The following is a 24,511-nucleotide window of genomic DNA, read 5'->3' on the forward strand; positions in this document are numbered from 1 at the left end:
CCACACCAGGGGCCATATAGGATATGCCTAATACCTTGGCGTGAGCAGTCCGGAACTGGAGTAGAACTCTTTGTAAAAAGCACTATTTGTCCTTGTTACTCAAGCAAGGTTAATAATTGTTCGCAAAGCAAAACGCAGTTATTCATTGCATCTCCCCGTGCCTCGCCTTCTGTATTACGAAATTGTGCCAACACATGTGCCAGCCGATAAAAACCCACCGCAGTGAGGTCATTCGCCAGCAACTCTGCCTGACCAATAGCACTCTGTTCCTGATAGCGCCAGCCGTTATGGAGCAGTTGAATAAGTAACGCCTGGCAGCGCATCAGCAACTGATGAGCGGTAGACGGCACAGGCAAAACGCTGGCAGAAGGTAGCGGTGCCACAGGCGCAGTTTCTGCGTCCAGCGCCCAGGCGCGGGTTTTTGTCATCATCACCCGTGGTTCCAGTGTCAATTGCCCCTCAGCAAAATTAATAAACCCAGAAACCAGACTCACGGGGTCCTCTGTTTGTTGTAACAGAGCTGCCATGCGTTCAACAGCAAAGGGCGCACTGGCTGAAGCTGGCAGTGATAACGTCAGCACATTATCTTCACCTTCGCCACTGATTACCTGCGCATCCAGTGTCTGCCGACTGCTGTCCCAACCGAGTGAAATGCACTCTTCTACTGGCAGAATAAATAAGTTATCGACCTGGTTAAGCGGTCGTATGGCGGCTGGCGGACGCTGGCGTAAATATTCCCGCAAAGCCACAATGCCCGGCTGGCGCAGTGGTGCGCTCAACATTTGCCAGGCATCAGGTGACAGCGGAACAACACTGCTTAAGCGGTTGCGGGTAGCTAACAGCAACTCGCCATCGGCACTGCGTTTTGCTGCTTGTGAAACAATTTGCCCACCCGCCAGCGCGCCAGCCTGAAAACTAAACAGCCGCCGTTTTGCCGCTGGAGAGTTATCCTGTTCACTTCTCGGCCAACTGCGCGAAAGATGCAAAATACTGCCGGTGTCGGGATCGGTGAACCAGATGCGTAAACCATACCGCTCATTATCCTGCCAGCAACGCATACCTAGTGACACCAGCCGCAAATGATCAAGCTTTGCTTCGCCAGCAATGCCTGCGCCAACGACCGTGCGCCACGGTATGGGCGGTACTTCACCGACACTGTCACGTCGCGCCATCTCTTGTGCACTGTTCAAGCGACTGGTTAACGCCGCAAGCTGGCACAAGCATTTTCCGGCATGATAGTGGCTGGCGCGGGCGTGGAAGGCATCAACGCTTGCCCGTAGCTGTCGTAGTGATTCACTTACCCAGCGCCAGTTGCAGCGTTCCGCCGCTTGCTGCGCGCGGCTGAAAGCAGCCTCGTAATGAATAAGCGGCTGGCTGATGCCGCCAAGCCATAACGCCTGGCTTAATTGCTGAACATATTGACGACACGCGTCGCCCTCATCGTTGGCAAACGGATCGTCAGATGATGTGACGTGTTCACTGTGCATCTGCCAGATCAAATGAGTAAATTCTGCTTGTTGATTTTTGGCCTCGACGAAGGCCTGCACAGCCAGTGCTACGTGTTCACACAGCGTTCCTTCAATACAGTCACAACGGGCGAATCGAATGCTGCTGCGGGAATAAAAACGCACATCGCTCATCGGTAAGCGGGCAGAGGGAATTTCGCCCGGTGTGCAGAACAACTCAATGGTGATGCCTTTAGCGACCAGCGCCTGCGCGCGTTTACGCGTGGTATTGGGCAGGGTAGCCAGTTCTTCCTGCCAGATTGCCGGATCCCACTCTTCTTCTTTTTCCGTAGGCTGGGCAGTGGCACAAAGTCGTTGATAACTTAACACCAGCATCACGCGATGACGGCACATGCCGCTGGCCCCGCAGCTGCATTGAGCCTCTTTCAGTGCCTGACTGTTCGCCAGCCGGGTACGGACACCGTCACTGAACGTGGCGATTAAAGCGCCGTTCTCATGGCAGATTTCCGGGACATTGCCATTTTCCAGTTCCTTAAGGCTGCGCTTCACAAAACCAGCATTGCTTAACGCCGTCAGGGCCTGCGGTGTCAGTTCTAATAATTCCGGACGTAGTGAATTCATGACTGAAGATTCTCCGCAAGCCAGGTAGCCAGTTCGCCTGGCGTCATCGCGGCTATTTGTGCGCCGACATTTACCAGCGCCTGGGCTGTATCGCGGTCGTAGCAAGGTGTTGCGGTGCTATCGAGCGCTGCCAGTCCCAGCACTTTGATGCCGCTCTGGACACACTTTTTCACCTGATGCGTCAGCAATGATGATGAACCCCCTTCATAAAAATCGCTCACGAGGATGATGACGCTTTTCGCTGGTTGTTCAATAAGTTGCCGACCATATTCCACGGCGCTGGCGATATTGGTCCCGCCGCCCAGTTGTACTTTCATTAATAACTCTACCGGATCAGCAACGTCTGCCGTAAGATCAACGACGCTGGTGTCAAACGCCACCAGATGGGTACGAATGCCGGGTAACTGCCATAAACAGGCCGCCATCACCGCTGAGTGGATCACCGAGTCAACCATCGATCCGCTTTGATCAACCAGTAACACCAGTTGCCATTGATCGCTATGGCGCTTAATGCGGCTGTTAAAGCGGGGGGATTCGATATACAACTTGCCGTGTTGCGGATGCCAGTGTTGCAGGTTGGCACGCAGGGTACTTTTGAAATCGAAATTACGCGCCAGTGGAATAAATGAGCGGCGACGGCGATCGCGGACACCAGAAAAAGCCTGACGAACTTCCTTTGCCAGTCGCGCCATAATTTCTTCAACAACCTGGCGCACTATCCGGCGGGCGGCAGCCAGCACTTCGGGATTCATCAGATGTTTGGTGTGCAAAACGGCGCGTAACAGGCTTTCAGAGGGCTGCATACGTTCCAGCACGTCGAGATTTGTCACTACATCTTCAATGCCATAGCGCAGTACAGCATCGCTTTCCAGCCGCTCAATCACCTGTTGCGGAAACAGCGTGTGAATACTGTTGATCCACTCAGGGGTGGTGAGATTTGAGTCACCTAATCCACCGGAGCGTTCACCACGCTGGAGCCGTTCAGGGTCGCGCCCGTACAGCCACTCCAGCGCGTGGTCTATCCGCCGGGCGTTGTCATCCAGCCCACAAAGCGTCGTTTCTGCCGCTTCGCCAAGAATTAATCGCCAGCGTTGTAGCTCACGAGTGGTCAGAAGATCGTTCAGTTCAGACATGGAAAACTCCCCAGTGTTGCAGTGATGCCAGTGCCTGCTGTTCGAGTTGTTGATGATGTGCAATGGCTTGCGGTGGGCAATGCAACGGCATTTGCAGCGCCGAAACGGGAAGCTGAGCGAGCTGGTAATGCTCAAGCACCTGATGCGCCAGCGTCCCGCGTTCTCGTGGCGGTAGCCAGGCCATCGCCGCGCGCAAATCGGGCAGGGCGTTAATAAAATCGACGTCACTCAGTTGATTCAAATGGCTGCTGAAACCGGCGATAAATGCAGGCTGACTGGCCAGTTGATGGCGGGCTAATGCCAGCAAACCGTGCAGCGCCTCGCCAGATTGTGCCGGGGATAATTGTGCCAGCATCGTCAGCGCCGCTTCGGCACTGGCGTTGGGATGTTCCAGACGCATCAGCGCGCCAAGGGCCGCACCGCGATCCAGCGCTGGGGCATGAATCGCCTGACTGCGACGTTCCAGTAAGGCTACCGCCGCAGAAAGCGAAACGCCGGGTAAATTAACGCCGCTATTTAGATCGCGCAGGATATGGCAAAGCGCCTGCCAGCTATGCAGGTGAGCGTGAAACTCCTTCTCATCCGGCCTGCCGTTGGATTCACATAGCCACAGTGTGCGATCGATAGCCGCGTATAACGTCGTCTGTAATATCTGCGCGCCTTGCATACCGCTGATTTCATCGAGCTGCCACAAGGCGTAAAGCACTTCCAGCGCCTGGCCCATTTCGGCAAACTGATTTTCCTGGGCGATTAATAATGTGAGTTGTTCCAGTAATTGCTGACTGAAGGACGCCAGACCCGCTAACGCTGCCTGGCTAAGACATGTGGTGATGCCGCTGATTCCACCCGCGTCCAGCATATCGGCTTCTAATTTATTGCGTGCGGCCTCCTGGAGTGTGGCACCAAAGCAGGCGGCTTCAATCAATGCCGCATGTTGGCTAAGTGGCTGGGTTAATGTCCAGCGTTCTTCACCGTTGCCCGCCAGCGTCAGTGTACTTCCGTGCTGGCGCACAATGCCGGGAATCTCCAGTATTGCCAACCGATGTAGCACCTGACTTTGCGCCAGTCCATCGGGGGTAAAGCGATTTAAGGTAAGCTCCGCCGGAAGAGAGATTCCGGTACGTTCCAGTTCGCAGGTGACATCTTTTGGCAGAGGTGGCTGTGGCGTCGAGGGGGCAAGTTTACCGAATCCGTCACCTGCTAATGTGTCTATCAACGTTACCAGTATCGGATCGGTATCGGGATGAATAACGCCGCGATAGCTCCACGGCAACGGCGCGTTCAGGGCTTCTTTGATCAGCGAGCCTGCTATAGCATCCAGCCAGTCAGTGCGTAACGGTAGTGTATGACCGCGCAACTGTGCCAGTGCCATCGCATGCAGATGAGCGGCAGCCATATCCGCTGTTGAAGCAGGCAAGTGGTGCTGGCGCAAACGGGTAAGAACCGTTTTTAGTAGTTGTTCACCTGCCTGCTGCAAGCCCCACCGCCAGCACCAGTTTTGCCAGACCGGGGCAGGCATTCCTGAAAGGTATCCTGCCAGCACATCAAGGCGCTTTTCACTGTATGGCGTGAGATAGCAACCTGTAACGGCATCATCCTGTGAGAGCAATTCTGGCTTGTTAATTTCTTGCGGGCATTCGCGCCACATTTTTGCAAGTGCCGGAGCGTGCCAGCCTCCGCAGACGACTAATACGTCGCCATTATTTTGCTGCATCGCCCATGCAATCCAGCGGGCCATAAAGGCTTCGCGCTGACGATTGAGTGCATCGCCGGAGGCGTCGCCCCGCAGTTGTGCAAAATAGTGCGCCAGTGCAGAGGGTAATATAGTTTGCTGGCTTTCATCTTCGAACAGGTGATCCCACAGAGTGTCGCTGTTATCCATACGAGTGGCACGCAGCAACAAAGCCTGGCTTTCCTCTTGCGTACCGGGTGACTCGTCCTCTTCTTCACTCTGCGCCCAGCAAGGCAAATCGATGAAGTAAGTTTGTGCCTGAATACGACGTGCGGCTTGTAGCGCCTGCCACTCCGGCGAAAATTCAGCAAATGGCGTCCAGGCACCACGCCCGGGGGCCGCACCGTCCTGATACTGGCAATAACTGTAAATAGCTACCGGAAGCTGGTGGGCTAACAACAGTTCGTCTACCCGGTCATTAAAATCAGCCGGGCCTTCAATCAACACGTATCGTGGCCGCTGGCTTTCGATTAACGATTTCACCAGCCGGGCGCAGGCCGGACTATGATGCCGGATGCCGACAATTAACGGCTCGCTCATGCATCTTTCCTCACGGCAGGCGGTGGCGAGCTTGATAATAAGCCTGCCAGTGAGCTTCTTTATGTGTAGCGACACGTTGTTCGAAGTAACGGCGCAGACGTGCGCGATCTTCTTCGTTATCTTTGACGATGGTTCCGGCAATACAGTCCACCAGGTCGGCTGGCTCCCCCGCGCGATTCGCTAAAAACCAGGCGCGGACGCCCACGGCGTGGGCCACGTTAACGGCTTCAGCGGTGGACATAATCGCTGTAAAGGTATCCATTGAGGTTTTCTTTTCGCCGTTGGCACGCAGATCGCGGAAGGTGCGGACCAGTAACTCCAGTACCGCGTCAGGCACTTTATGCGGAATGCCACTATGGGCCAATAAACGCGCCGAAGCACTGGCGACCAGTTCCAGTTCCTGGGCGAAATCCATAATCGGAAAGACAGTTTCAAAATCGAATCGACGTTTTAGTGCCGCGCTCATTTCATTAACGCCGCGATCGCGGGTATTGGCAGTGGCAATAATATTAAAGCCTTCTCGCGCATAGAGCTGACTGGCTTCACCAGTGAGTTCCGGCACCGTCATAACCCTGTCAGAAAGCATACCTAACAGACAGTCTTGTACTTCCAGTGGTGTACGCGTTATCTCTTCAAAACGGACAATTTTGCCGTCGCGCATTCCCTGGTAGAGCGGGGCAGGGACCAGCGCTTCCGTTGACGGACCATGATTAATAAGCAGGGCGTAGTTCCAGCCGTACTTGATTTGATCTTCGGTGGTAGATGCGCCGCCCTGGATGGTTAACCCGGCATCGCCGCTAATAGCGGTTGTCAGTAATTCAGACAGGAGCGATTTTGCGGTGCCAGGTTCCCCCACCAACATCAAACCGCGCCCAGTAGCGAGAGTGACTAACATGCGTTCGACAGCGGAGGGACTAATCACGACTTTACGGCTGATATTTTGCGCGCTATCGCCAAGAATAAAAGAACGGGCCGCAGGCAAACTTAACTGCCAACCGGGCGGGCAAGGTGCGTTATCATTTTGCTTTAATTTTGCCAGTTCATCGGCGTATAACACAGCGGCAGGCGGACGCTGCAGATGATTATTCTGCGGTGACATATATTCATCCCTGAAATGTATTAATCAAATAAACGATATTTTACGCGCAATAAATGTTTGGCGCATTAGTTGTTTGAGCGGAAAATATCTGGAAAGCAGATCACAGTAAATAAAAAAACCTGCTGGTGAGGCAGGTTCTTTTATTTACTACTTTGACGATAACTTGCTGATTGTGCAACATTTCGTACCAACGAATGAATTATAACCATATCCACATCCCGTTGCAATTCACTAAGCGAGATTTATAATCGTGTCCGTTGGGAGGTTGTGCCGGATTGAACCAATTTCAAGTCCTGGCTGCCGGACGGGTGGTGCCGCAGGTGGTGCCCTGATCCGGAGAGCAACGTTTCGTACCAACATACGTAAACTAGTATCGACAGGCAGTGTAAGGGTAAGGTGCTGGTGTTGCGCTCCTTAATAAGGAGAGCGGATGGACACGCTGACACAAAAGTTAACTGTGCTCATTGCCGTACTGGAGTTATTAGTGGCTCTGTTACGGTTGATTGATTTGTTGAAGTAGCTGGCAAATTGAAACGCATCTAAGGGGGAATACCGTTTCCCCCTTTAATAAAGCTATACTCGCCATACTTCAAGTTGCATATGCTGCGGCTGCGGGTTATTCGGCCCATCCATGGACCTCACCCCTTACGGGGCCGCTACAAGTAGCGTTCAAATCCGCTCCATGCGGATTTGTCGTTCACTCCAGTCACTTACTTTAGTAAGCTCCTGGGGATTCACTCGCTTATCGCCTTCCTGCAACTTGAATTATTTAGAGTATATTATTCTATTTCTTGGTTGTATATGTTCTGTAGTTCGCGATTAAAAATGGCGATTACAGTTTCTGGTGATTCACCTCGTAATTTTCGCTCATCAATAAATTCATCTCTTATATAAATCAACGCATCATTTATTAGCGGGTCGGCATCTTCTCCATCACGTTGATGAAATGCTGGACGTAGCCGGAATCGTTCCTGTCGATAGACGGAACCTGTAAATAATTCAGAGCATTTATGGATCTCAAGTCTGAAGGAAAACGGATCTTCAGGTACAGGGACTTCATAATCATAAGTAGCGACCAGCTCTTTTTGCACGATCATCGCTTTTCCCGGTGGTAAGTCGTGTTGATAACGGGCAGTCGCATCACTGCCCGTTGTGTTTTAATGGAAAATGACGTCGGGTGCGCTTAACGCCTCACTCAAATCAAACACATCAAGTGCGGCAAAAGTGACAGATTTATTGTCACGGTACACTCGAAGAGAACGGAAGCTCATTAGCGCTTTGCTATCAGCACTGTAGTGGTTAAAACCGGGTGAAAACTTAAGGACCAGCCGATACTCGCCCAGGTCATAGACACATGCGTCCTCAAAACCTGACTCCCAGCCTTTGTATCGCATTCCCATAAGTTGCCCAACGGTTGCGGATTTACCTTCCCAGCGAGTCAGGCTGTTACTGGCTGACTCGTCAGGTGTGAGCAGCACTGTGCGCCGCATCAACTGGCGAAAAGGCGGCATAATTTCGTAATCGGCAAAAACCTGTGCAAATTCACTGCGCATTTCTGCTGTCATTTCTAACGGGTGGGCAATGCCAATCAGATCATCCGCAGGCAGGTCAATTGGCTCATCTTGTGCGTTGCAGAATTCCCCCTCTGCGGCCACACGAAAGGCGTTGAGTAAACGACGCGGTTCATTTGCCGGATAAACACCCCATATCAATCGCTGAGTAACCAGGCGGGTAAAGGGATGATTAACAAACAGAGAATGAAAATCTGCCAGCGACCAGCGTCGGGTGGTGCGTAGGGCAGTTTCAAGACGCGGGAGCAGGTTTTTGCTTACCTGAGTGGCATCTTTTTTTAGCCCTTTTAGTCGGGCCAGTGCCTCGGGCGCTTTCAGCTGATCGTCATCGGCGCGCAACCGGGGAACACTTTTCTGGCGAACGTTTTGCTGATCAAAGATAACCGGGTTGAGGTTTTCATCGAAGCGAACGGTAAACTGCCGGGGACCAAAATCAAATATCAACGCCTGCGGATCATCCAGGCCCAGTGTTGGGACTAATCTGTCCGCTAACTCTTCCTGGCTTAGTCCACGATTTTCTGCGACCACCTGAAGAAATTCCGCCGCGTTATCACGTAAGGGACGGGATTTCGCCCGTTGCGATACATGATGCAGCTGTATCAGCGCCATATCATTATTCATCAGGGTAAGTATGTTCAGGCCACTGACGGCACGGGCAGATTTGCCTTCCTGTGGCCAGGCGAGGATCTGTGTTGTCAGATTCCGAGCCGTGCTTTCGTCACCAAAGAGACTTAACGCCAAAAAAGCCCAGTTGTCTTTTGCGGGGGCGCCAGCCTGTTGCCAGGCGGTAAAGAGATCCCAGGCAAAAGCGGCCAGCGTTTGTGGCTGGCAGAACGTTTTCAGTTGTTCCAGCCCGCAATAAAAACGTCCGCCCTGGGTAAAGCGCAGCATTTCGCCAATAATTTCCAGAGCGTCATCAGTAACAGGTTGATTATTCGTGATAAGTCTCGGTCTGGACCACATTGTCGGATGCCAGAAATCAGGAGCTTTTGGAATGCGTGTTGGGTAAATCTCTATTGGACTCTGTTTAAGTAATTGCTCCAGGGCAGGCCATACATCTGTACGCTGCCAACGATTGGCTACAGTTTGTAGCAATTCGCCATGTCCTTGTTCGTAAAGTAAACGCAGGGCAAGTAATGCAGCTTCGCTATTATCGCTGGATTTGGTGAAGACAAGAGGGATAAGTGCCGTAGCCGTATGCTCCGGCCATTGTAAAATCCACTGGCGAGCCAGATTACGCTGGCCCGCAAAACGATGCCAGACGCGGGCAACGGGCAGAGCCAGTTCTGTTGCGCCAAAATGAATCAGCAGCGGAAATATCTCTTTGGGATGTCGGGCAAAGGCGGTGATTAATCCGGGCAAAGCATCGGTACCCAGGACACTTAACAGATATTCTACCCCGGTGTAATGAAAATCAGCCGCGACAATTTGTTGCCAGCACGATACCGCCATTTCGCGCGGCATTTGCGCGATAAGGTACAGGTTCCACACTCCCCAACGCTTTTCATCAGTGTAATTAAATTTGCGTTGGAAAGTTCGCCACCCCTCCATCAACGCAACGCTATCTTGTGCCAGTAATGCGCTGGCGGCCTCTTCCCGGTAGTGTTTATTTTCAGTCTGTTTTGCCTGATAATTGAGCAATCTTCCTACTGAAGTATGTGTCTCTAGTTGATCGGAATCCAGAGCATCCAACTGTCCTGTGAGAATAAACTCATTAAACTTCCACCTGTGATCTTCAAAACCTAATTCCCGCAAGAAGGTATCGTTTCCTCTGCTAGCGAGACGTTCGTCAAAAGGCATGGCGCTAAAATGGCTGATTGTAGTTTGCTGTTCCTGCGTCCAGTGTTCCTGGGACGACCTGTACGCTTGCGGTACAAGCGTAAGTTCAGGTAGCGAAAAGTGAGTTATGGAAGTCTTTTTCCTGCCACGCCATGGTGGTGAAACGAGGATTTCAGGCAGACTGCTGTTATCGGTGCTATCAATAACCGGTTTTGGCGATGCCGATGAATAACTATTCACCACTTCCTGGGCTTGAGTACTTAACCACGGCATCACCTCTTCTGCCAGTTGTGGCTGCGATGCCATCAGCGTTTGTAACAGCGTATGCCAGTATTCATCACGTGCTTTTTGCTGTGCAGGCAGCTTTTTGTCTTCGATGATGGGATAACCAGGGCGCGCAGGGGGTTCTTTTAACGCCAGCAGTTCTGCCAGTGCGGCAAGCGTCGCATAGGGAAAGTTTTTACTGTATTTAGCCACACGTTGCAGGCTGGGTTTGTTTTTATCGGCAACTAACAGCAAGATGCGAATAACTTGCGGATGGTTAATTTGTACCAGCAGGCTACCGCAATCTTCTTTATGGGCATACATCGCGAGGCGTGGAACGGCTGCAATTCCCTGTTCGCGCAAAAGGGCGGCGCAGGCCGCGTAGCCGAAGTGGTTTTCATGCGACATGTAGCTGGCTTCGCGATCGCTAAATATATCCTGGCTCCAGTAGCGTTCGAGTTTTCTCACCGCTCTGGGGTCATTAGCAACAACTTTTAACCACTCCTTAGAATGAAAATGAGTCCGCGGGCATTCAAGGCCTACCAACTCATTGGCGATTTCTGGTTTCTCCGGGAGGATGAGCGCAATAAAAGGACGGCGAACTTTGGGTATTCCTGGCAGTGCGGCAATGAGTTTGTCGGCGCAACGCTGCCAGCAGCTTTCCTCTGCCAGAGAGAGATGCTTACGCAGTCGGAGATCGAATTCGTTATAGGTTTCTGAGCGATAACCATAACCATCGTCCTCGTTCTGATACTGCAATGTTACTACCAGAGGATCACTCTCATAACACCGTACAATAAACTGGCGTGCAATCACCACTTCAGTCGCATATTCCAGTCCCTCTTGTTGGACGATTTCGTCGAGCAACTGTTGGCTATCATTTTGCGCGATACAGGCTAGCGCCGCCATTGTCCGGGCCGGAATTGAGGGTTTGTGCTCGCCGATCAAGTTGATGGCTTGCGTAATGGCCGACTGCCACTCCAGTGAAAAATTTTCATAACGCCAGACGATGTTTTTCTTCTCAGCAATGTGTAGCAATTTATCACCCAGTGTCTGGATGAGGCTTTCAGTGATAACAGGCACCGGTTCGCCCGGCCAATTGCGATGGCTGAGTGGTGTTTTGCCTTTTTTATATTTCAGTTCCAGTTGGGCGTTATCCGCCAGCCACGGTAATTCCTTGTCCATGTTCTTTCCTTATTCAAACAGGGCTTCAATATCGTTAATCAACTCGCTGGCGGTGATGTCATCGAGTGCGGAGAACTGCGCTTCCTGTGTTGAATGACTCCCCCAGCCATAGCTTTCTGCTTTGCCTTCCCATAGCCACAGCTTGCTTAAGAGTTGCTCGGCACTGAGTTCGGCTGGCGACATACCAACTGCAAATCCTTCATCGATTTCCATGATTAATGACCAGCGGCCCAGAGGTTTGATCATCCAGCCGATCCAGCCACCGTCCTGCGGTTCACCACGCATCCAGCCTTTATTCGCCAGCCCCATTACCCGACCGCTCGGGCATTTTCTGCCTGCCCAGCGGGTCAATTCGCTGGCATTGCGCTCGGTTTCTGTCAGGGCGTAACTGTTACGGTCGAGCTGGCGGAACGGCGGTAACAGCTCGTAGTCGGCAAAAAGCTGACCAAAGGCGGCGGCATCCGTCGGTGATATTTCCAGAACGTGAGGAATACCAATAGAGATATCGCCTTCCGGCAGGGTGAAAAGATCATCGTCAGCGGTGCTGTAGCTGTTATCTTCTGCCACCCGGAAACAGGCCAGTAGCTCGTTTTCGGTGCTATAAACGCCCCAAATCAGACGGCGGGTTAAGTGGCGAACCAGCGGATGCTCAACCAGGAATAGCTGGAAGTTTTCTGGCGACCAGCGGCGGCGCAGGCACATGGCGGATTCCAGCCTTGCCACCTGCTGGGCGGCAACGGTACGCGCATCTTTTTTCAGCAGTTTGTAGCGGTTAACTGCATCGTTCGCTTGGGTTTCATCATCGCTTTTGTTCGGTTTAGGCAAGTCTTTCAGGCGGCTGCCGGAAGCATCACGCACAAACGGTTTTAAGGTTTCATCAAAGCTGACGGTGAACTGCCGTGGCCCGAAATCCAGCAGCAGCGAACCGTTATCATCCAGACCGAGATCGGGCGCTAAGCGATCTTCAAGTTCTGCCACTGTGAGTTCGCGGCTTTCGGCAATGTCGGCAATTTTTTCTTTTGCTCGCTCCTGTAATGCTTTGAATTTCAGTTTCTGAGCAATGCCGTTAAGCTGCATCAGGGCGATATCGCTGCCGATAGCGGCGAGGATATCAAGCCCGACGGTGGCACGTTTATGCTGGGATTCACCAGGCCAGGCGCGGATTAATGGCGTCAGTTTGCGGGCGGTGTCATCGTTGCCAAGAACACCTAATGCAGTGAACGCCCAGCTCTCTTTCGACGGCGCGCCAGCGGTCTGCCAGGCGGTAAACAGATCCCAGGCAAACTCAGCCAGTGAGTCGGCAGTACAGGCGTCTTTCACCTGTAATAACCCCGGATACAGCGTCTCTTCCTGAGGGAAGCGAAGCATTTCACCGAGGTGGAAGAGGGCGCTATCTGGCAGTGATTGGGCGTTTGCTTTTAATACCGGGCGCGTCCAGAGCGATGGCTGATAAAAGGCCGGAAGTGTCGGGATTTTAGTCGGGTGATTATCTAAGGGATCGAGAGCAAGTAGAGCGTTCACCGCATCGGTTACTTCCGGCTGGTTATAACGCTGGGCGATTTCTTGCAGTAATGACGGATAACCATTTTCAATTAACATACGCAAGGCAGCGCGGGCGTTGTCCTGCGCTTCACCGGCTTTGCCGAGTGCCGCAGGCAACAGGCCGGTAATGGCATGTTCCGGATATTTCAGCAGCCAGCTACGGGCGTCTTGTCGTAGAGTTTTGAGTTTGTTAAAGGCGCGGGCGATCAGTGGCGCTAATTCGATAGCCGCAAAATATTGTGCTACAGGCAGAGCTTCTTGTGGATAGCGTGAAAAGGAGTGAATAAAACCCTGTAACCCAGCGAGTTGCAGGTGCGTCATGACAAACTCGACACCGACGTGTGGCTCTTTACTGAGGACATTCCACGCCTGCGCTGTTTTTTCGATAGGCAGGGCGGCTAACATGTAAAGCTGCCATTCCCGTTGATAGGAGTGCCAGAAGGTTTTAAATTCGCTGATCAGCGCAGAATAATCTCCCCTCTGCCAGAGTTCTACAACAGCATCAGACGCTTTCATATACTGGCCATTATTCCAGCGATTGAAACCCAGGCGTGCCAGGTAGTTCTGAATATCCTCTTTTTGGCCGATGTCTATTTGATGTGCGTGCCAGCGATGCCTTGCATGAATCTCTTTTTCTGCCGTCTCGGTCAATGTGCAGCATGACTCCAGCGGTAATGGCGTTAAATCCAATACCGGCATTACAGATTTTTTCTTTCTCGAAAGCCAGGGCGGTGAGACTAATATGGCTGGCAGTAGATCGGCGCTGGCATGGTTTGAGGGCTGTGTCAGTTGTTGCAGGCATGATTTCAGCACTGCAACTGCGGGTGTTGAGAGCCAGGGAGTAGCCTGTTCTGCTAGTGCCGGTTGCGAGATAAGCATCGTCATCAGCATAATGCGCCAACTATTCTCTTCTTTTTGCGCAAGAAGTTCCGCCAGTGCCGCCAGTGCCGTGTGTGGGAACGCAGCGCAAGCCTTAGTCATTCGTTCATGGCAGCGTTTAGTTTTGCCAGACACACGTATAAGTAGCATTAATGCTTGTGGGTGATTGATCTCTTCGAGAATGCTTCCGCAAAGATCAGCATAAGCATAGGGGGCGAAGCGAGCGATTCCGGCAATCCCTTGCTCCTGCAAAACGGTGACATTCCAGATGCAACCATGGTAATAGTCATTAAAAAGGTCGTACGCGCAATAAGATTCCAGTGCTTTGAGCAAGGAAGATTCTTGTACAACAAGTTTCAGCCATTCAACCGTTTGAACATTTTTCTGCTTCAGTAACCGTCGTGCGACTTCTTCTGCAATCTCCGGGCGTTCCGGTAGCATTAGCGCTACCATCGGTTGTTGAATGGGAGGAATATCAGGCAAAGCTGTAATGAATTTATCTACACAGCGTTGCCACAAAGTTTCTTCTGCTAGAGCCAAATGCTTACGCAGTCGAACGTCAAAGGGGGTAACACAATGTGCATGGTTTAATAATGGCTGAAAAGTAATGTGTATGCTTGTTCTGTGATAAGTGCAATCGAACGAGATATATTGCATGGCAATAAACATATCCACGGCAAATTCTAGTCCGTAGACATAGACAATTTCATCCATGAGTTCAGGGCATTCGCCCCAGAATTTACGCGAAACCAGAACAACCTGTACAGCCAACGCAGCAGGAGAAAGTGGACCATTAGCGAGAGCTTCATTGATATTCTGTTGCCAGTTAGCAGAACATGCACTGAAATCGTATGTTGTTAATTTTCCTGATAGATTATGAATATTCTGGCCTAAATTCAGAAGGAGGCTGTCTTGTGGTTTGCTTACAGCATCCCCAGGAAAACGTCGGGAAGGTAAGGCCTCCAGAGACTTTTTCTCTGATAAATGTATAGTGGAATCATCTGCCAGCCACGGGCATGGTGTTTCAGCAGGTTCAACAACCGTACTTTGGTCAAATACGACAGTGGTTTCTGCCACGCCAGTTGTATCTACTTCGACCGTTTCTATTTTGATTGCGGGCTGGGATGGCGAAGATAATTCTTCCACATATCCCTTCTTCACCTTCTCCGCAATCAGCTTCAGTTCCGCTTTTTCCGCCGCCGTAGCATCAGCAAAGCTTTTTACCTGGCTTTGCCCGTTGGTACTGACTTTGCCCCAACTGATATGCAGCTCGTTTCCCTGCTGCTCCACCGCCCAGAATTTATGTGATTTTTCGTCCTGATAAATATAGGTTTTCATTGCTAAATCCTTTTAATCAAACAATGATTCAATGTCGTTAATCAGCTCGCTGGCGGTGATGTCGTCGAGCATGGAAAAAGTAAGTAAAGGTTGTTTACCGTAGCGATCATCTGGCGAGGTGATTTTTACGCTTTCAACAGGTAACAGGTCGCCATAACCTGTTTCGCCATAAATTAATGAAAAATGTTCTGTTTCAAGTTCGAGATCGCCATAAGGGGTAGATTTGCGCATCGCATAGACGCTGCCGCTTTCTTCCAGACGTTGCCAGCCTCGGCGCTCTAGCCCGACAATACGTCCGGCCTGACAGAGCTGTCCTTGCCAGCGTGTCAGGTCGTGGGTATTCCGTTCATTATCAGCAAGACGATAACTACCACGATCGAGCTGTTGGAAGGGGGGAAGCAGTTCGTAATCAGCGTAAATTTGCCTGAATGCAGCGGCAGATTCAGGGGGGATTTCCAGCACATGCGGTATACCGATGTTTCCTGCTGGCAGCGTGAATAACTCATCCTGCGCATCGCTGTAAGTGCTGTCTTCTGCGACCCGGAAGCAGGCAATCAGCGTGTTTTCCTCAGTATATACTCCCCATAACAGCCGTCGGGTTAAGTGACGTACCAGCGGATGCTCCACCAGAAACAGGCGGAACTGTTCTGCCGTCCAGCGTCTGCGCTGGCACATAGCCTGCTCCAGACGATCAATCTGCTGACTGGCAATGGCGCGCACATCTTTCTTCAATTGTTTGAAGAGGTTAACGGCGTCAGTTGCCAGTGTTTTATCATCGCTCTGATTTGGTTTGGGTAAATCTTTCAGGACTTTGCCGTTTGCATCGCGCACTACAGGTTTTAAGGTTTCGTCAAAACCAACGGTGAATTGACGTGGGCCGAAATTAAGTATCAGCGAGCCGTTGATATCAAGCCCTAAATCTGGAGCCAGGCGGTCTTCCAGTTCGGCCATAGTCAGCCCACGGTTTTCAGCAACTATGTTGATTTTCTCGCGGGCATGTTCCTGTAATACAACGAATTTAATCTTTTTCGCAATGCCATTAAGCAGCATTAGCGCAACATCGCTGCCAATATCAGCTAATACATCCAACCCGGACACCGCCCGTTTATGCTGTGATTCCCCAGGCCAGGCACTGATAAGCGGGGTTAATTTACGCGCGGTGTCGTCATTGCCTAAAATCCCCAGCGAAGTAAATGCCCAGTTTTCTTTTGCGGGTGCGCCAGCTTCTGTCCAGGCGGTATACAGATCCCAGCCAAAGTCAGCCAGTGATTCGCGAGTGAAGGTTTCTTTGATGATCTCCAGCCCAGCGTAGGCGGTAATGTCGCGAGGAAAGCTCAGCATAGTGCCCAGGTGGCGCATAGCGTCATCTGGTAGAGGCAGGTTGTTACTTTTAAGCCGTGGTCTGCGCCATAAGGTGAACTGATAAAAGCCGGGCAGTGGGGCGATTTTTGCGGGATATTCTTCCAGAGGATCGCTATCAAATAATGTTGCCAGCGCAGCTAAAACATCAGGTTGATTATATCCTTGCGCGATTTTCTCAATCGTTTCTCGCTGGTTTAATTTCACTAGCAGGCGGAGCGCCTGGCGGGCACAATCACGATCTTTTCCTTTTTTGCCCAGGGCCACAGGAAGTAGCCCGGCGGCGGCATGGTGTGGGAAGTTAGTCAGCCATTTTCGGGCATCTTCATAAGACATTTTTTTCTGTAATCGCTGCGCCATCGGTAATGCTAATTCGCTGACGCCCAGGAAAAGGGTGAATATCCACAACTGTTGTGGCTTACGTTGCAGACATTTCATAAACGCAGGAATGGCCGCATCACCAAAAATCGCCAGAATTTCTCTCTCGCCGGAGAATTGCTCTTCATTAATTATTTGATTGAGAAAAGAAATAGCATGCTGAGTGGGTAGGAAGCAGAGCGCGTACAACTGCCAGTGTCTGCTTCCTTTATTATGGTATTGCGCAAACTCTGCTTTCAGCGCGGGGAAATCGAAACGTAACAGGGCCTCAACTGCGCTTTGTGGCATTATTTTTTTTTCGTATTGTTCTTCTCCGGTTCTGCGCCATTCCTTAAATCCCAGTCGCCAAAGGATTTGTTGTTCTGGTGTAAAAGGAATGAAAGATGTCTCCCAACTTTTTTTTTCAATTAGTGGCAGATCGGTAAATAAGGTTTGCTGTGATGCCTGATATTTCGCGATTTCACTGAATCTGGATATGTCAGTGTGACTGATTAACTCTGTAATTCCAGGTGTGATGTCAGTGACGGAAGGGATGGGAAGTACCGGTAAATCAAATACGGGTATTACATTCTTTTTCTTATTTATTGCCCACGGTGGAGCGACAAGCAACTCCGGCAACATATCCGCTGTGGCATACTCACATTCTTCAGCGACTGACTGAGGACGACATTCAGATAATACGCCTGCCGCTTTAGCATTAACCCAGGGAATGACGTCAGTGACTAACTCTGGCGTGACGGTAATCAGTTTGACAAGCGCTTTACGCCACTCTTTGTCTTCATGTATTGCCAGCAAAGTAGCATAAGCGGCAATAGCCGCAGCGGGATGTTTTTGGCAGGCTTTGCTTAAGTATTCCAGGTGCTTTTTCTTGCCATTTACACCGAGGATCAGAATTTGAATCGCATCCGGGTGATTCGTTTTCCATAGCCATTTGACAAGATCTTCAGTCTCGCTGATGCGCTCGAAGAGATAAGTGGGATTGTCAGAATGCTCTTCCACAAACTCAGTAAGTATCCGGCTTACACCGCGCCCCCCATTATTTGCCAGCAACATTGCCAGATAAGCGCGAAAATCACGATACAACGGTGGGAAGTCGTATTTTTCTGCTGTAGTCAGAGCTATATCATCGGTTACTACCAGTCTTAACCAGGTTATCGCCGGAACGTTTTGGTCTGCATAATGTAGCGCCATAGCATTGGCAATATCCGGGCGTTCAGGGATCAGTAATGCAGCAAAAGGTTGCCGTGCGGGGGATAGCGTCGGAATTGCGGCGAGTACTTTATCTACACAGCGTTGCCACTCATCTTCTGAAGCGAGTGAAAGATGATGGCATAGACGTTGATGCCAGTTTGGTAGCGATTCTGCTTCGTGATCTGGAGGAATAATGGTCGTGACGACGCCTTTTACTGATTTATATTTTAGTTGAAGAGCGAGAAGGGCAATTTCAACGGTAGTTTCCAGACCACAGCGAATGATTAAGTCATCGACCAGTTCATCTGCAGAGTAAGAATTCCAGAAACTCCAGAGCAATGCCGCATCAGATTGCGCACTCCCTGTCTGTTTATTACCCAGAATTCGCATTTGTAACTCAGTAAAAGCCTGCTGCCAGTTTTCTGGATAAGAACGGTAATTGTTGTCGGAGTCATATGCCCTGGTGTTATTCGCGATGCGCTTCCATATTTGACCATCTTTGTGCAGATAATTGATATCTCTGGGGCGAGAGCGATGTGGAAAAGCAAATCGGTTAATATCGTCGGTTACCGGAATGGCTGCATCATCAGCCAGCCATAGGCGTTTGTTTTTACTCTCGGGTGAAGTTTTAACGTCAGGAGTGACTTTGGTGACGGGGGGGATATGCACGTTTGCCGAAGCGTCTTCCACATAGCCTTTTTTCGTTTTCTCAGTGATAAGCTTCAGTTCCGCTTTTTCCGCCGCCGCAGCATCCGCAAAGCTTTTTATCTGGCTTTGCCCTTGGGTGCCAACTTTTCCCCAACTGATATGCAACTCGTTACCTTGCTGTCCCACCGCCCAGAATTTATGCGATTTTTCGTCCTGATAGATATAACTCTTCATCCGCGTTCCCTGTATTTATATCCAGTTATAAGCGGATGCTAGCAGTTAATGAAAAAAATTAAGAGCGTTAAACAAACAAGAAAACAACTTTAGGAATTCATAAAGAAAAGGCGCTGTCGATGCAGCGCCTTGAAGGGGGATTATTTCACCTGATGGCCCGGTTTAGCACCGGCATCCGGGCTTAGCAGGAAAATATCTTTCCCGCCAGGACCAGCAGCCATCACCATGCCTTCAGAGATACCGAAGCGCATTTTACGTGGTGCCAGGTTAGCCACCATAATGGTGTGACGACCAATCAGTGCCTGCGGATCCGGGTAAGCAGAACGAATGCCGGAGAAGACGTTGCGTTTTTCACCGCCGAGATCCAGTGTCAGGCGCAACAGTTTGTCAGAACCTTCAACAAACTCTGCGTTTTCAATCAGCGCCACGCGCAGGTCAACTTTAGCGAAGTCGTCAAAGGTGATGGTTTCCTGAATCGGATCATCTGCCAGTGGGCCAGTAACTGGCGCGGTAGTGGCTTTCACTTCTTCTTTAGACGCTTCCACCAGTGCTTCAACCTGCTTCATATCGATGCGGTTATACAGCGCCTTGAACGGATTCAATTTATGGCCCAGCAGCGGTTGCTGGATGCCATCCCAGGTTAGTTCCGTATTGAGGAATGCTTCTGCACGCTCGGTCAGTTTTGGCAGTACCGGCTTCAGGTAAGTCATCAGTACGCGGAACAGGTTAATGCCCATAGAGCAAATCGCCTGCAGGTCGGCATCGCGGCCTTCCTGTTTCGCCACCACCCACGGAGCCTGTTCATCGACATAGCGGTTAGCCAGATCAGCCAGCGCCATAATTTCGCGCACTGCTTTACCAAATTCGCGGCTTTCCCATGCTTCACCAATCACTTCAGCGGCATCCGTGAAGGTTTTGTACAACTGCGGGTCAGCCAGTTCGCTTGCCAACACGCCGTCAAAACGCTTGTTGATAAAGCCCGCGTTACGGGATGCCAGGTTTACAACCTTATTAACGATATCGGCATTCACGCGCTGGACGAAATCCTCGAGGTTGAGATCGATATCATCAATGCGCGAAGAGAGTTTCGCAGTGTAGTAGTAACGCAGGCTGTCAGCGTCAAAATGATTCAGCCAGGTGCTGGCTTTAATAAAGGTGCCGCGAGACTTGGACATCTTCGCACCGTTCACCGTTACATAGCCGTGAACAAACAGGTTGGTCGGCTTGCGGAAGTTGCTACCTTCCAACATGGCAGGCCAGAACAGGCTGTGGAAGTAAACGATATCTTTACCGATGAAGTGGTACAGTTCGGCGGCGGAGTCTTTCTTCCAGTATTCATCGAAGCTTACGCTGTCGCCGCGCTTGTCGCACAGATTCTTGAAGGAACCCATGTAGCCAATCGGCGCGTCCAGCCAGACGTAGAAATATTTGCCCGGCGCGTTCGGAATTTCAAAACCGAAGTACGGTGCATCGCGGGAGATATCCCACTGTTGCAGACCGGACTCAAACCACTCCTGCATTTTGTTTGCCACCTGCTCCTGCAACGCGCCGCTGCGGGTCCATGCCTGCAACATTTCGCTGAAAGAAGGCAGATCAAAGAAGAAGTGTTCAGAATCACGCATTACCGGGGTAGCGCCAGAAACCACCGATTTCGGCTCGATCAGTTCAGTCGGGCTGTAGGTCGCGCCGCAGACTTCGCAGTTATCGCCGTATTGATCCGGGGATTTACATTTCGGGCAGGTGCCTTTTACAAAACGGTCCGGCAGGAACATGCCTTTTTCCGGATCGTACAGCTGAGAGATGGTGCGGTTTTTAATAAAACCGTTTTCTTTCAGGCGAGAGTAGATAAGTTCTGACAACTGGCGGTTCTCTTCGCTGTGCGTCGAGTGATAGTTGTCATAGCTGATGTTAAAGCCTGCAAAATCAGTCTGATGTTCCTGACTCATTTCGCCAATCATCTGCTCCGGAGTGATACCAAGCTGCTGAGCTTTCAGCATGATCGGTGTACCGTGGGCATCGTCGGCGCAGATGAAGTTGACCTCGTGGCCGCGCATTCGCTGGTAACGGACCCAGACATCAGCCTGGATGTGCTCCAGCATATGGCCGAGGTGGATTGAGCCGTTAGCGTACGGCAGTGCGCACGTCACCAGAATTTTCTTCGCGACTTGAGTCATAGTAGGCATTACTTCTTAATAGTGAAAAGGGGTTAGATAGTACCAAATGGGAAAATGTTAAGTAAGTACTTCTCTATATTCTTCAGGTAAACTATCAGCTGATGGTTTATCTATACAAAAAAGGAGTCGGGATGAACGAACAATCCCAGGCCAAATCACCAGAAGCCTTGCGCGCAATGGTCGCCGGGACACTGGCCAATTTTCAGCACCCAACCCTGAAGCATAACCTCACCACGCTGAAAGCGTTGCAACATGTCGCCTGGATGGACGACACGTTGCATGTGGAACTGGTTATGCCATTCGTCTGGCATAGCGCGTTCGAAGAGTTAAAAGAGCAATGTAGCGCCGAACTGCTGCGCATCACCGGGGCGAAAGCTATCGACTGGAAACTGTCTCACAATATCGCCACCTTAAAACGCGTGAAGAATCAGCCGGGAATTAACGGCGTGAAGAACATCATTGCGGTCAGCTCCGGTAAAGGCGGCGTGGGTAAATCCTCCACGGCGGTAAATCTGGCGCTGGCACTGGCGGCGGAAGGGGCGAAAGTCGGCATTCTGGACGCCGATATCTACGGCCCATCAATACCCACCATGCTGGGCGCAGAAAATCAGCGTCCAACTTCGCCGGACGGTACCCATATGGCACCGATTATGTCTCATGGACTGGCAACCAATTCAATTGGTTATCTGGTCACTGACGACAATGCGATGGTGTGGCGTGGTCCGATGGCGAGCAAGGCGTTAATGCAGATGTTGCAGGAAACCTTGTGGCCGGATCTCGACTATCTGGTGCTTGATATGCCGCCAGGCACCGGTGACATTCAATTGACACTGGCACAAAACATTCCAGTAACTGGCGCGGTAGTGGTCACCACCCCGCAGGACATTGCGTTGATCGATGCGAAAAAAGGCATTGTGATGTTCGAGAAAGTCGAGGTTCCGGTGCTCGGTATTGTCGAGAACATGAGTGTGCATATTTGCAGTAACTGTGGTCACCATGAACCGATTTTCGGTACCGGTGGTGCAGAGAAACTGGCCGAGAAATACCACACGCAGTTGCTGGGGCAGATGCCGTTACACATCTCCTTACGTGAAGATCTCGATAAAGGCACGCCAACGGTTATCAGCCGTCCGGAGAGCGAATTTACTGCTATCTACCGCCAGCTGGCTGACCGCGTTGCAGCCCAGCTTTATTGGCAGGGAGAAGTCATTCCTGGCGAGATTTCCTTCCGCGCGGTCTGACGCGTATTAACCTTTTTGGTTGTTTTTCATACACCGCAGAGATGTTACATTGATGCGGTGTATTTGTTTTTGCCGCATTAATGAACACTTATTTAATGCTGCGAATATTCTGCGGACCTTCGTCCGAAACTCTATAAAGTCGATTGATCGTACAGGCAATGCATCATTATCATCCTTCGTGGCTGTGTAGTGGATGTACAGCTATAGTTTGTTATGCACTCATTCTATCCAGGCATAACCTTTACTACAGGGATAACGTTCAATGAATAAGTACTGGCTGTCAGGAATTATTTTTCTTGCCTATGGAATGGCTTCTCCCGCGTTCTCTTCACAGACTGCCACATTAACGATTAATGGCAGGATCAGTCCCCCAACATGCAGTATGGCTATGGTTAATGGTCAACCTCAACAGCATTGTGGTCAGTTAACGTATGATGTTGATACCCGTCATCAGGTTTCTTCGCCAGTCAAAGGTGTGACGACAGAAGTGGTTGTTGCAGGTAGCGATAGCAAACGTCGAATCGTGTTAAATCGCTACGATTAATTTGCCACCCTGGTTTTTAAGCGGATTTAGAAAGCTGAAATCATTCGTGTGAATGATTTCAGCTTTTTTATTGATATTAATAATACCATTTAAAAAAATCTGCATTAATTAATAGATGTGATAAATATTTAATATACTTAAGTATTTGTTGTATTTATATTGCAATAGTTAATTTGTTTTAAATCAATAAAACAATATGTTTACATTGCGGCAACTTTTTTGATGTGAGAAATTTGTTTCCAAGAGATACAGACTCTTAACAACCAAAAAATAAATTTTATTAAGGAACATATTATGAAACGTTCAATTATTGCTGCCGCTGTCTTTTCTTCTTTTTTTATGAGCGCTGGGGTATTTGCCGCAGACGTTGATACCGGAACATTAACCATTAAAGGGAATATTGCAGAATCTCCGTGTAAATTCGAAGCGGGTGGCGATTCAGTAAGTATTAATATGCCAACTGTACCAACCACTGTCTTTGAAGGTAAAGCTAAATACTCGACCTATGATGATGCAGTCGGTGTAACCAGCAGCATGTTAAAAATTAGCTGTCCGAAAGAAGTTGCTGGTGTAAAACTCTCGTTGATTACCAACGATAAAATAACCGGAAACGATAAGGCGATAGCCAGTAGCAACGATACCGTGGGGTACTATCTCTATTTAGGTGATAACAGCGATGTCCTGGATGTTTCTGCACCTTTTAACATTGAAAGTTATAAAACAGCGGAAGGTCAATATGCCATTCCGTTTAAAGCGAAATATCTGAAACTGACAGATAACTCAGTGCAATCAGGTGATGTGTTATCTTCTCTGGTTATGCGTGTGGCGCAGGATTAATAAATAAAATTTCAATTTTCTCCAGGTAATAAACATGGCCGCTATCCCCATGGCGGCCTTTTAATTTAAGAGGCATTAAGATGAAAGGATTATTAGCTTTACTTATTTCTTCTATGGTCCTTCCTGCGCATGCCGGAATTGTTATCTACGGGACGCGCATTATTTACCCGGCAGAAAATAAAGAAGTGATGGTGCAGTTGATGAACCAGGGAAACCGTTCTTCGCTGCTGCAGGCGTGGATTGATGATGGCGATACGTCGTTACCACCAGAAAAAATTCAGGTTCCTTTCATGTTAACGCCACCAGTGGCAAAAATAGGGGCAAATTCCGGGCAGCAAGTAAAAATCAAAATTATGTCGAATAAACTGCCCACTAATAAAGAGAGCATTTTTTATCTGAATGTTCTGGATATTCCACCAAATAGTCCAGAGCAAGAGGGCAAGAATGCACTGAAATTTGCAATGCAAAACAGAATCAAATTGTTTTACCGGCCTGCGGGTATTGCACCGGTAAATAAAGCGACATTTAAAAAGTTACTGGTAAATCGCAGTGGCAATGGATTGGTGATAAAAAATGACTCAGCAAATTGGGTAACGATTTCGGATGTCAAAGCTAATAATGTTAAAGTCAATTATGAAACTATCATGATTGCACCATTGGAAAGTCAGAGTGTTAATGTCAAAACTAATAATGCGAATAGCTGGCATCTGACCATTATCGATGACCATGGCAACTATATTAGTGACAAAATTTAAT

At 50.0% G+C, this 24,511-nt stretch carries 13 protein-coding genes; 4 read left to right on the top strand and 9 right to left on the bottom strand.

What is annotated here, in order from left to right:
• Nucleotides 1–95: 95 nt before the first annotated feature.
• The 9 genes from HEN33_RS14995 to metG all read right to left on the bottom strand — a co-directional run bounded on the left by HEN33_RS14995 (nt 96) and on the right by metG (nt 21,133).
• The gene (locus HEN33_RS14995; RefSeq protein WP_176263070.1) at nt 96–2,087 is read right to left on the bottom strand and encodes an SWIM zinc finger family protein; all 1,992 of its coding nucleotides are present in this window, start codon (nt 2,085–2,087) and stop codon (nt 96–98) included.
• Nucleotides 2,084–3,220 (bottom strand): VWA domain-containing protein, encoded by a 1,137-nt coding sequence (locus HEN33_RS15000; protein WP_176263069.1) that lies wholly within the window; start codon nt 3,218–3,220, stop codon nt 2,084–2,086. The genes HEN33_RS14995 and HEN33_RS15000 overlap by 4 nt, the downstream gene beginning before the upstream one ends.
• Entirely contained in the window at nt 3,213–5,492 is a 2,280-nt protein-coding gene (locus HEN33_RS15005; RefSeq protein ID WP_176263068.1) for a DUF5682 family protein, read from the bottom strand. The genes HEN33_RS15000 and HEN33_RS15005 overlap by 8 nt, the downstream gene beginning before the upstream one ends.
• 10 nt (nt 5,493–5,502) lie before the next feature.
• Nucleotides 5,503–6,591 (bottom strand): ATP-binding protein, encoded by a 1,089-nt coding sequence (locus HEN33_RS15010; RefSeq protein WP_176263067.1) that lies wholly within the window; start codon nt 6,589–6,591, stop codon nt 5,503–5,505.
• A gap of 779 nt (nt 6,592–7,370) precedes the next feature.
• Complete coding sequence (gene yehK, locus HEN33_RS15015) at nt 7,371–7,688, bottom strand: protein YehK (protein WP_176263066.1); 318 nt, start codon at nt 7,686–7,688, stop codon at nt 7,371–7,373.
• 60 nt (nt 7,689–7,748) lie between these two features.
• Entirely contained in the window at nt 7,749–11,390 is a 3,642-nt protein-coding gene (locus HEN33_RS15020) for a DUF4132 domain-containing protein (RefSeq protein ID WP_176263065.1), read from the bottom strand.
• 9 nt (nt 11,391–11,399) lie between these two features.
• Nucleotides 11,400–15,149 (bottom strand): DUF4132 domain-containing protein, encoded by a 3,750-nt coding sequence (locus tag HEN33_RS15025; protein ID WP_176263064.1) that lies wholly within the window; start codon nt 15,147–15,149, stop codon nt 11,400–11,402.
• A gap of 12 nt (nt 15,150–15,161) precedes the next feature.
• Nucleotides 15,162–18,959 (bottom strand): DUF4132 domain-containing protein, encoded by a 3,798-nt coding sequence (locus HEN33_RS15030; protein ID WP_176263063.1) that lies wholly within the window; start codon nt 18,957–18,959, stop codon nt 15,162–15,164.
• Between the two features lie 140 nt (nt 18,960–19,099).
• Nucleotides 19,100–21,133 carry a methionine--tRNA ligase gene (gene metG, locus HEN33_RS15035; protein ID WP_176263079.1) on the bottom strand — a complete coding sequence of 678 codons (2,034 nt, stop codon included), beginning with the start codon at nt 21,131–21,133 and terminating at the stop codon, nt 19,100–19,102.
• Between the two features lie 131 nt (nt 21,134–21,264).
• On the opposite strand from metG, the gene apbC reads away from it, so the two are divergent.
• From apbC to HEN33_RS15055, 4 genes are all read left to right on the top strand, one after another.
• Nucleotides 21,265–22,374 carry an iron-sulfur cluster carrier protein ApbC gene (gene apbC / locus HEN33_RS15040; RefSeq protein ID WP_176263062.1) on the top strand — a complete coding sequence of 370 codons (1,110 nt, stop codon included), beginning with the start codon at nt 21,265–21,267 and terminating at the stop codon, nt 22,372–22,374.
• A 262-nt stretch (nt 22,375–22,636) separates the two neighbouring features.
• The gene (locus HEN33_RS15045) at nt 22,637–22,918 is read left to right on the top strand and encodes a YehE family protein (RefSeq protein WP_001046488.1); all 282 of its coding nucleotides are present in this window, start codon (nt 22,637–22,639) and stop codon (nt 22,916–22,918) included.
• Nucleotides 22,919–23,212: 294 nt separating this feature from the next.
• Nucleotides 23,213–23,755 carry a fimbrial protein gene (locus HEN33_RS15050; RefSeq protein WP_000830468.1) on the top strand — a complete coding sequence of 181 codons (543 nt, stop codon included), beginning with the start codon at nt 23,213–23,215 and terminating at the stop codon, nt 23,753–23,755.
• Nucleotides 23,756–23,835: 80 nt separating this feature from the next.
• Nucleotides 23,836–24,510 carry a fimbria/pilus periplasmic chaperone gene (locus HEN33_RS15055; protein ID WP_000677344.1) on the top strand — a complete coding sequence of 225 codons (675 nt, stop codon included), beginning with the start codon at nt 23,836–23,838 and terminating at the stop codon, nt 24,508–24,510.
• Nucleotide 24,511 lies beyond the last annotated feature (1 nt).

Source organism: Escherichia sp. 94.0001, from assembly GCF_013369155.2.
Classification (GTDB): domain Bacteria; phylum Pseudomonadota; class Gammaproteobacteria; order Enterobacterales; family Enterobacteriaceae; genus Escherichia; species Escherichia coli_F.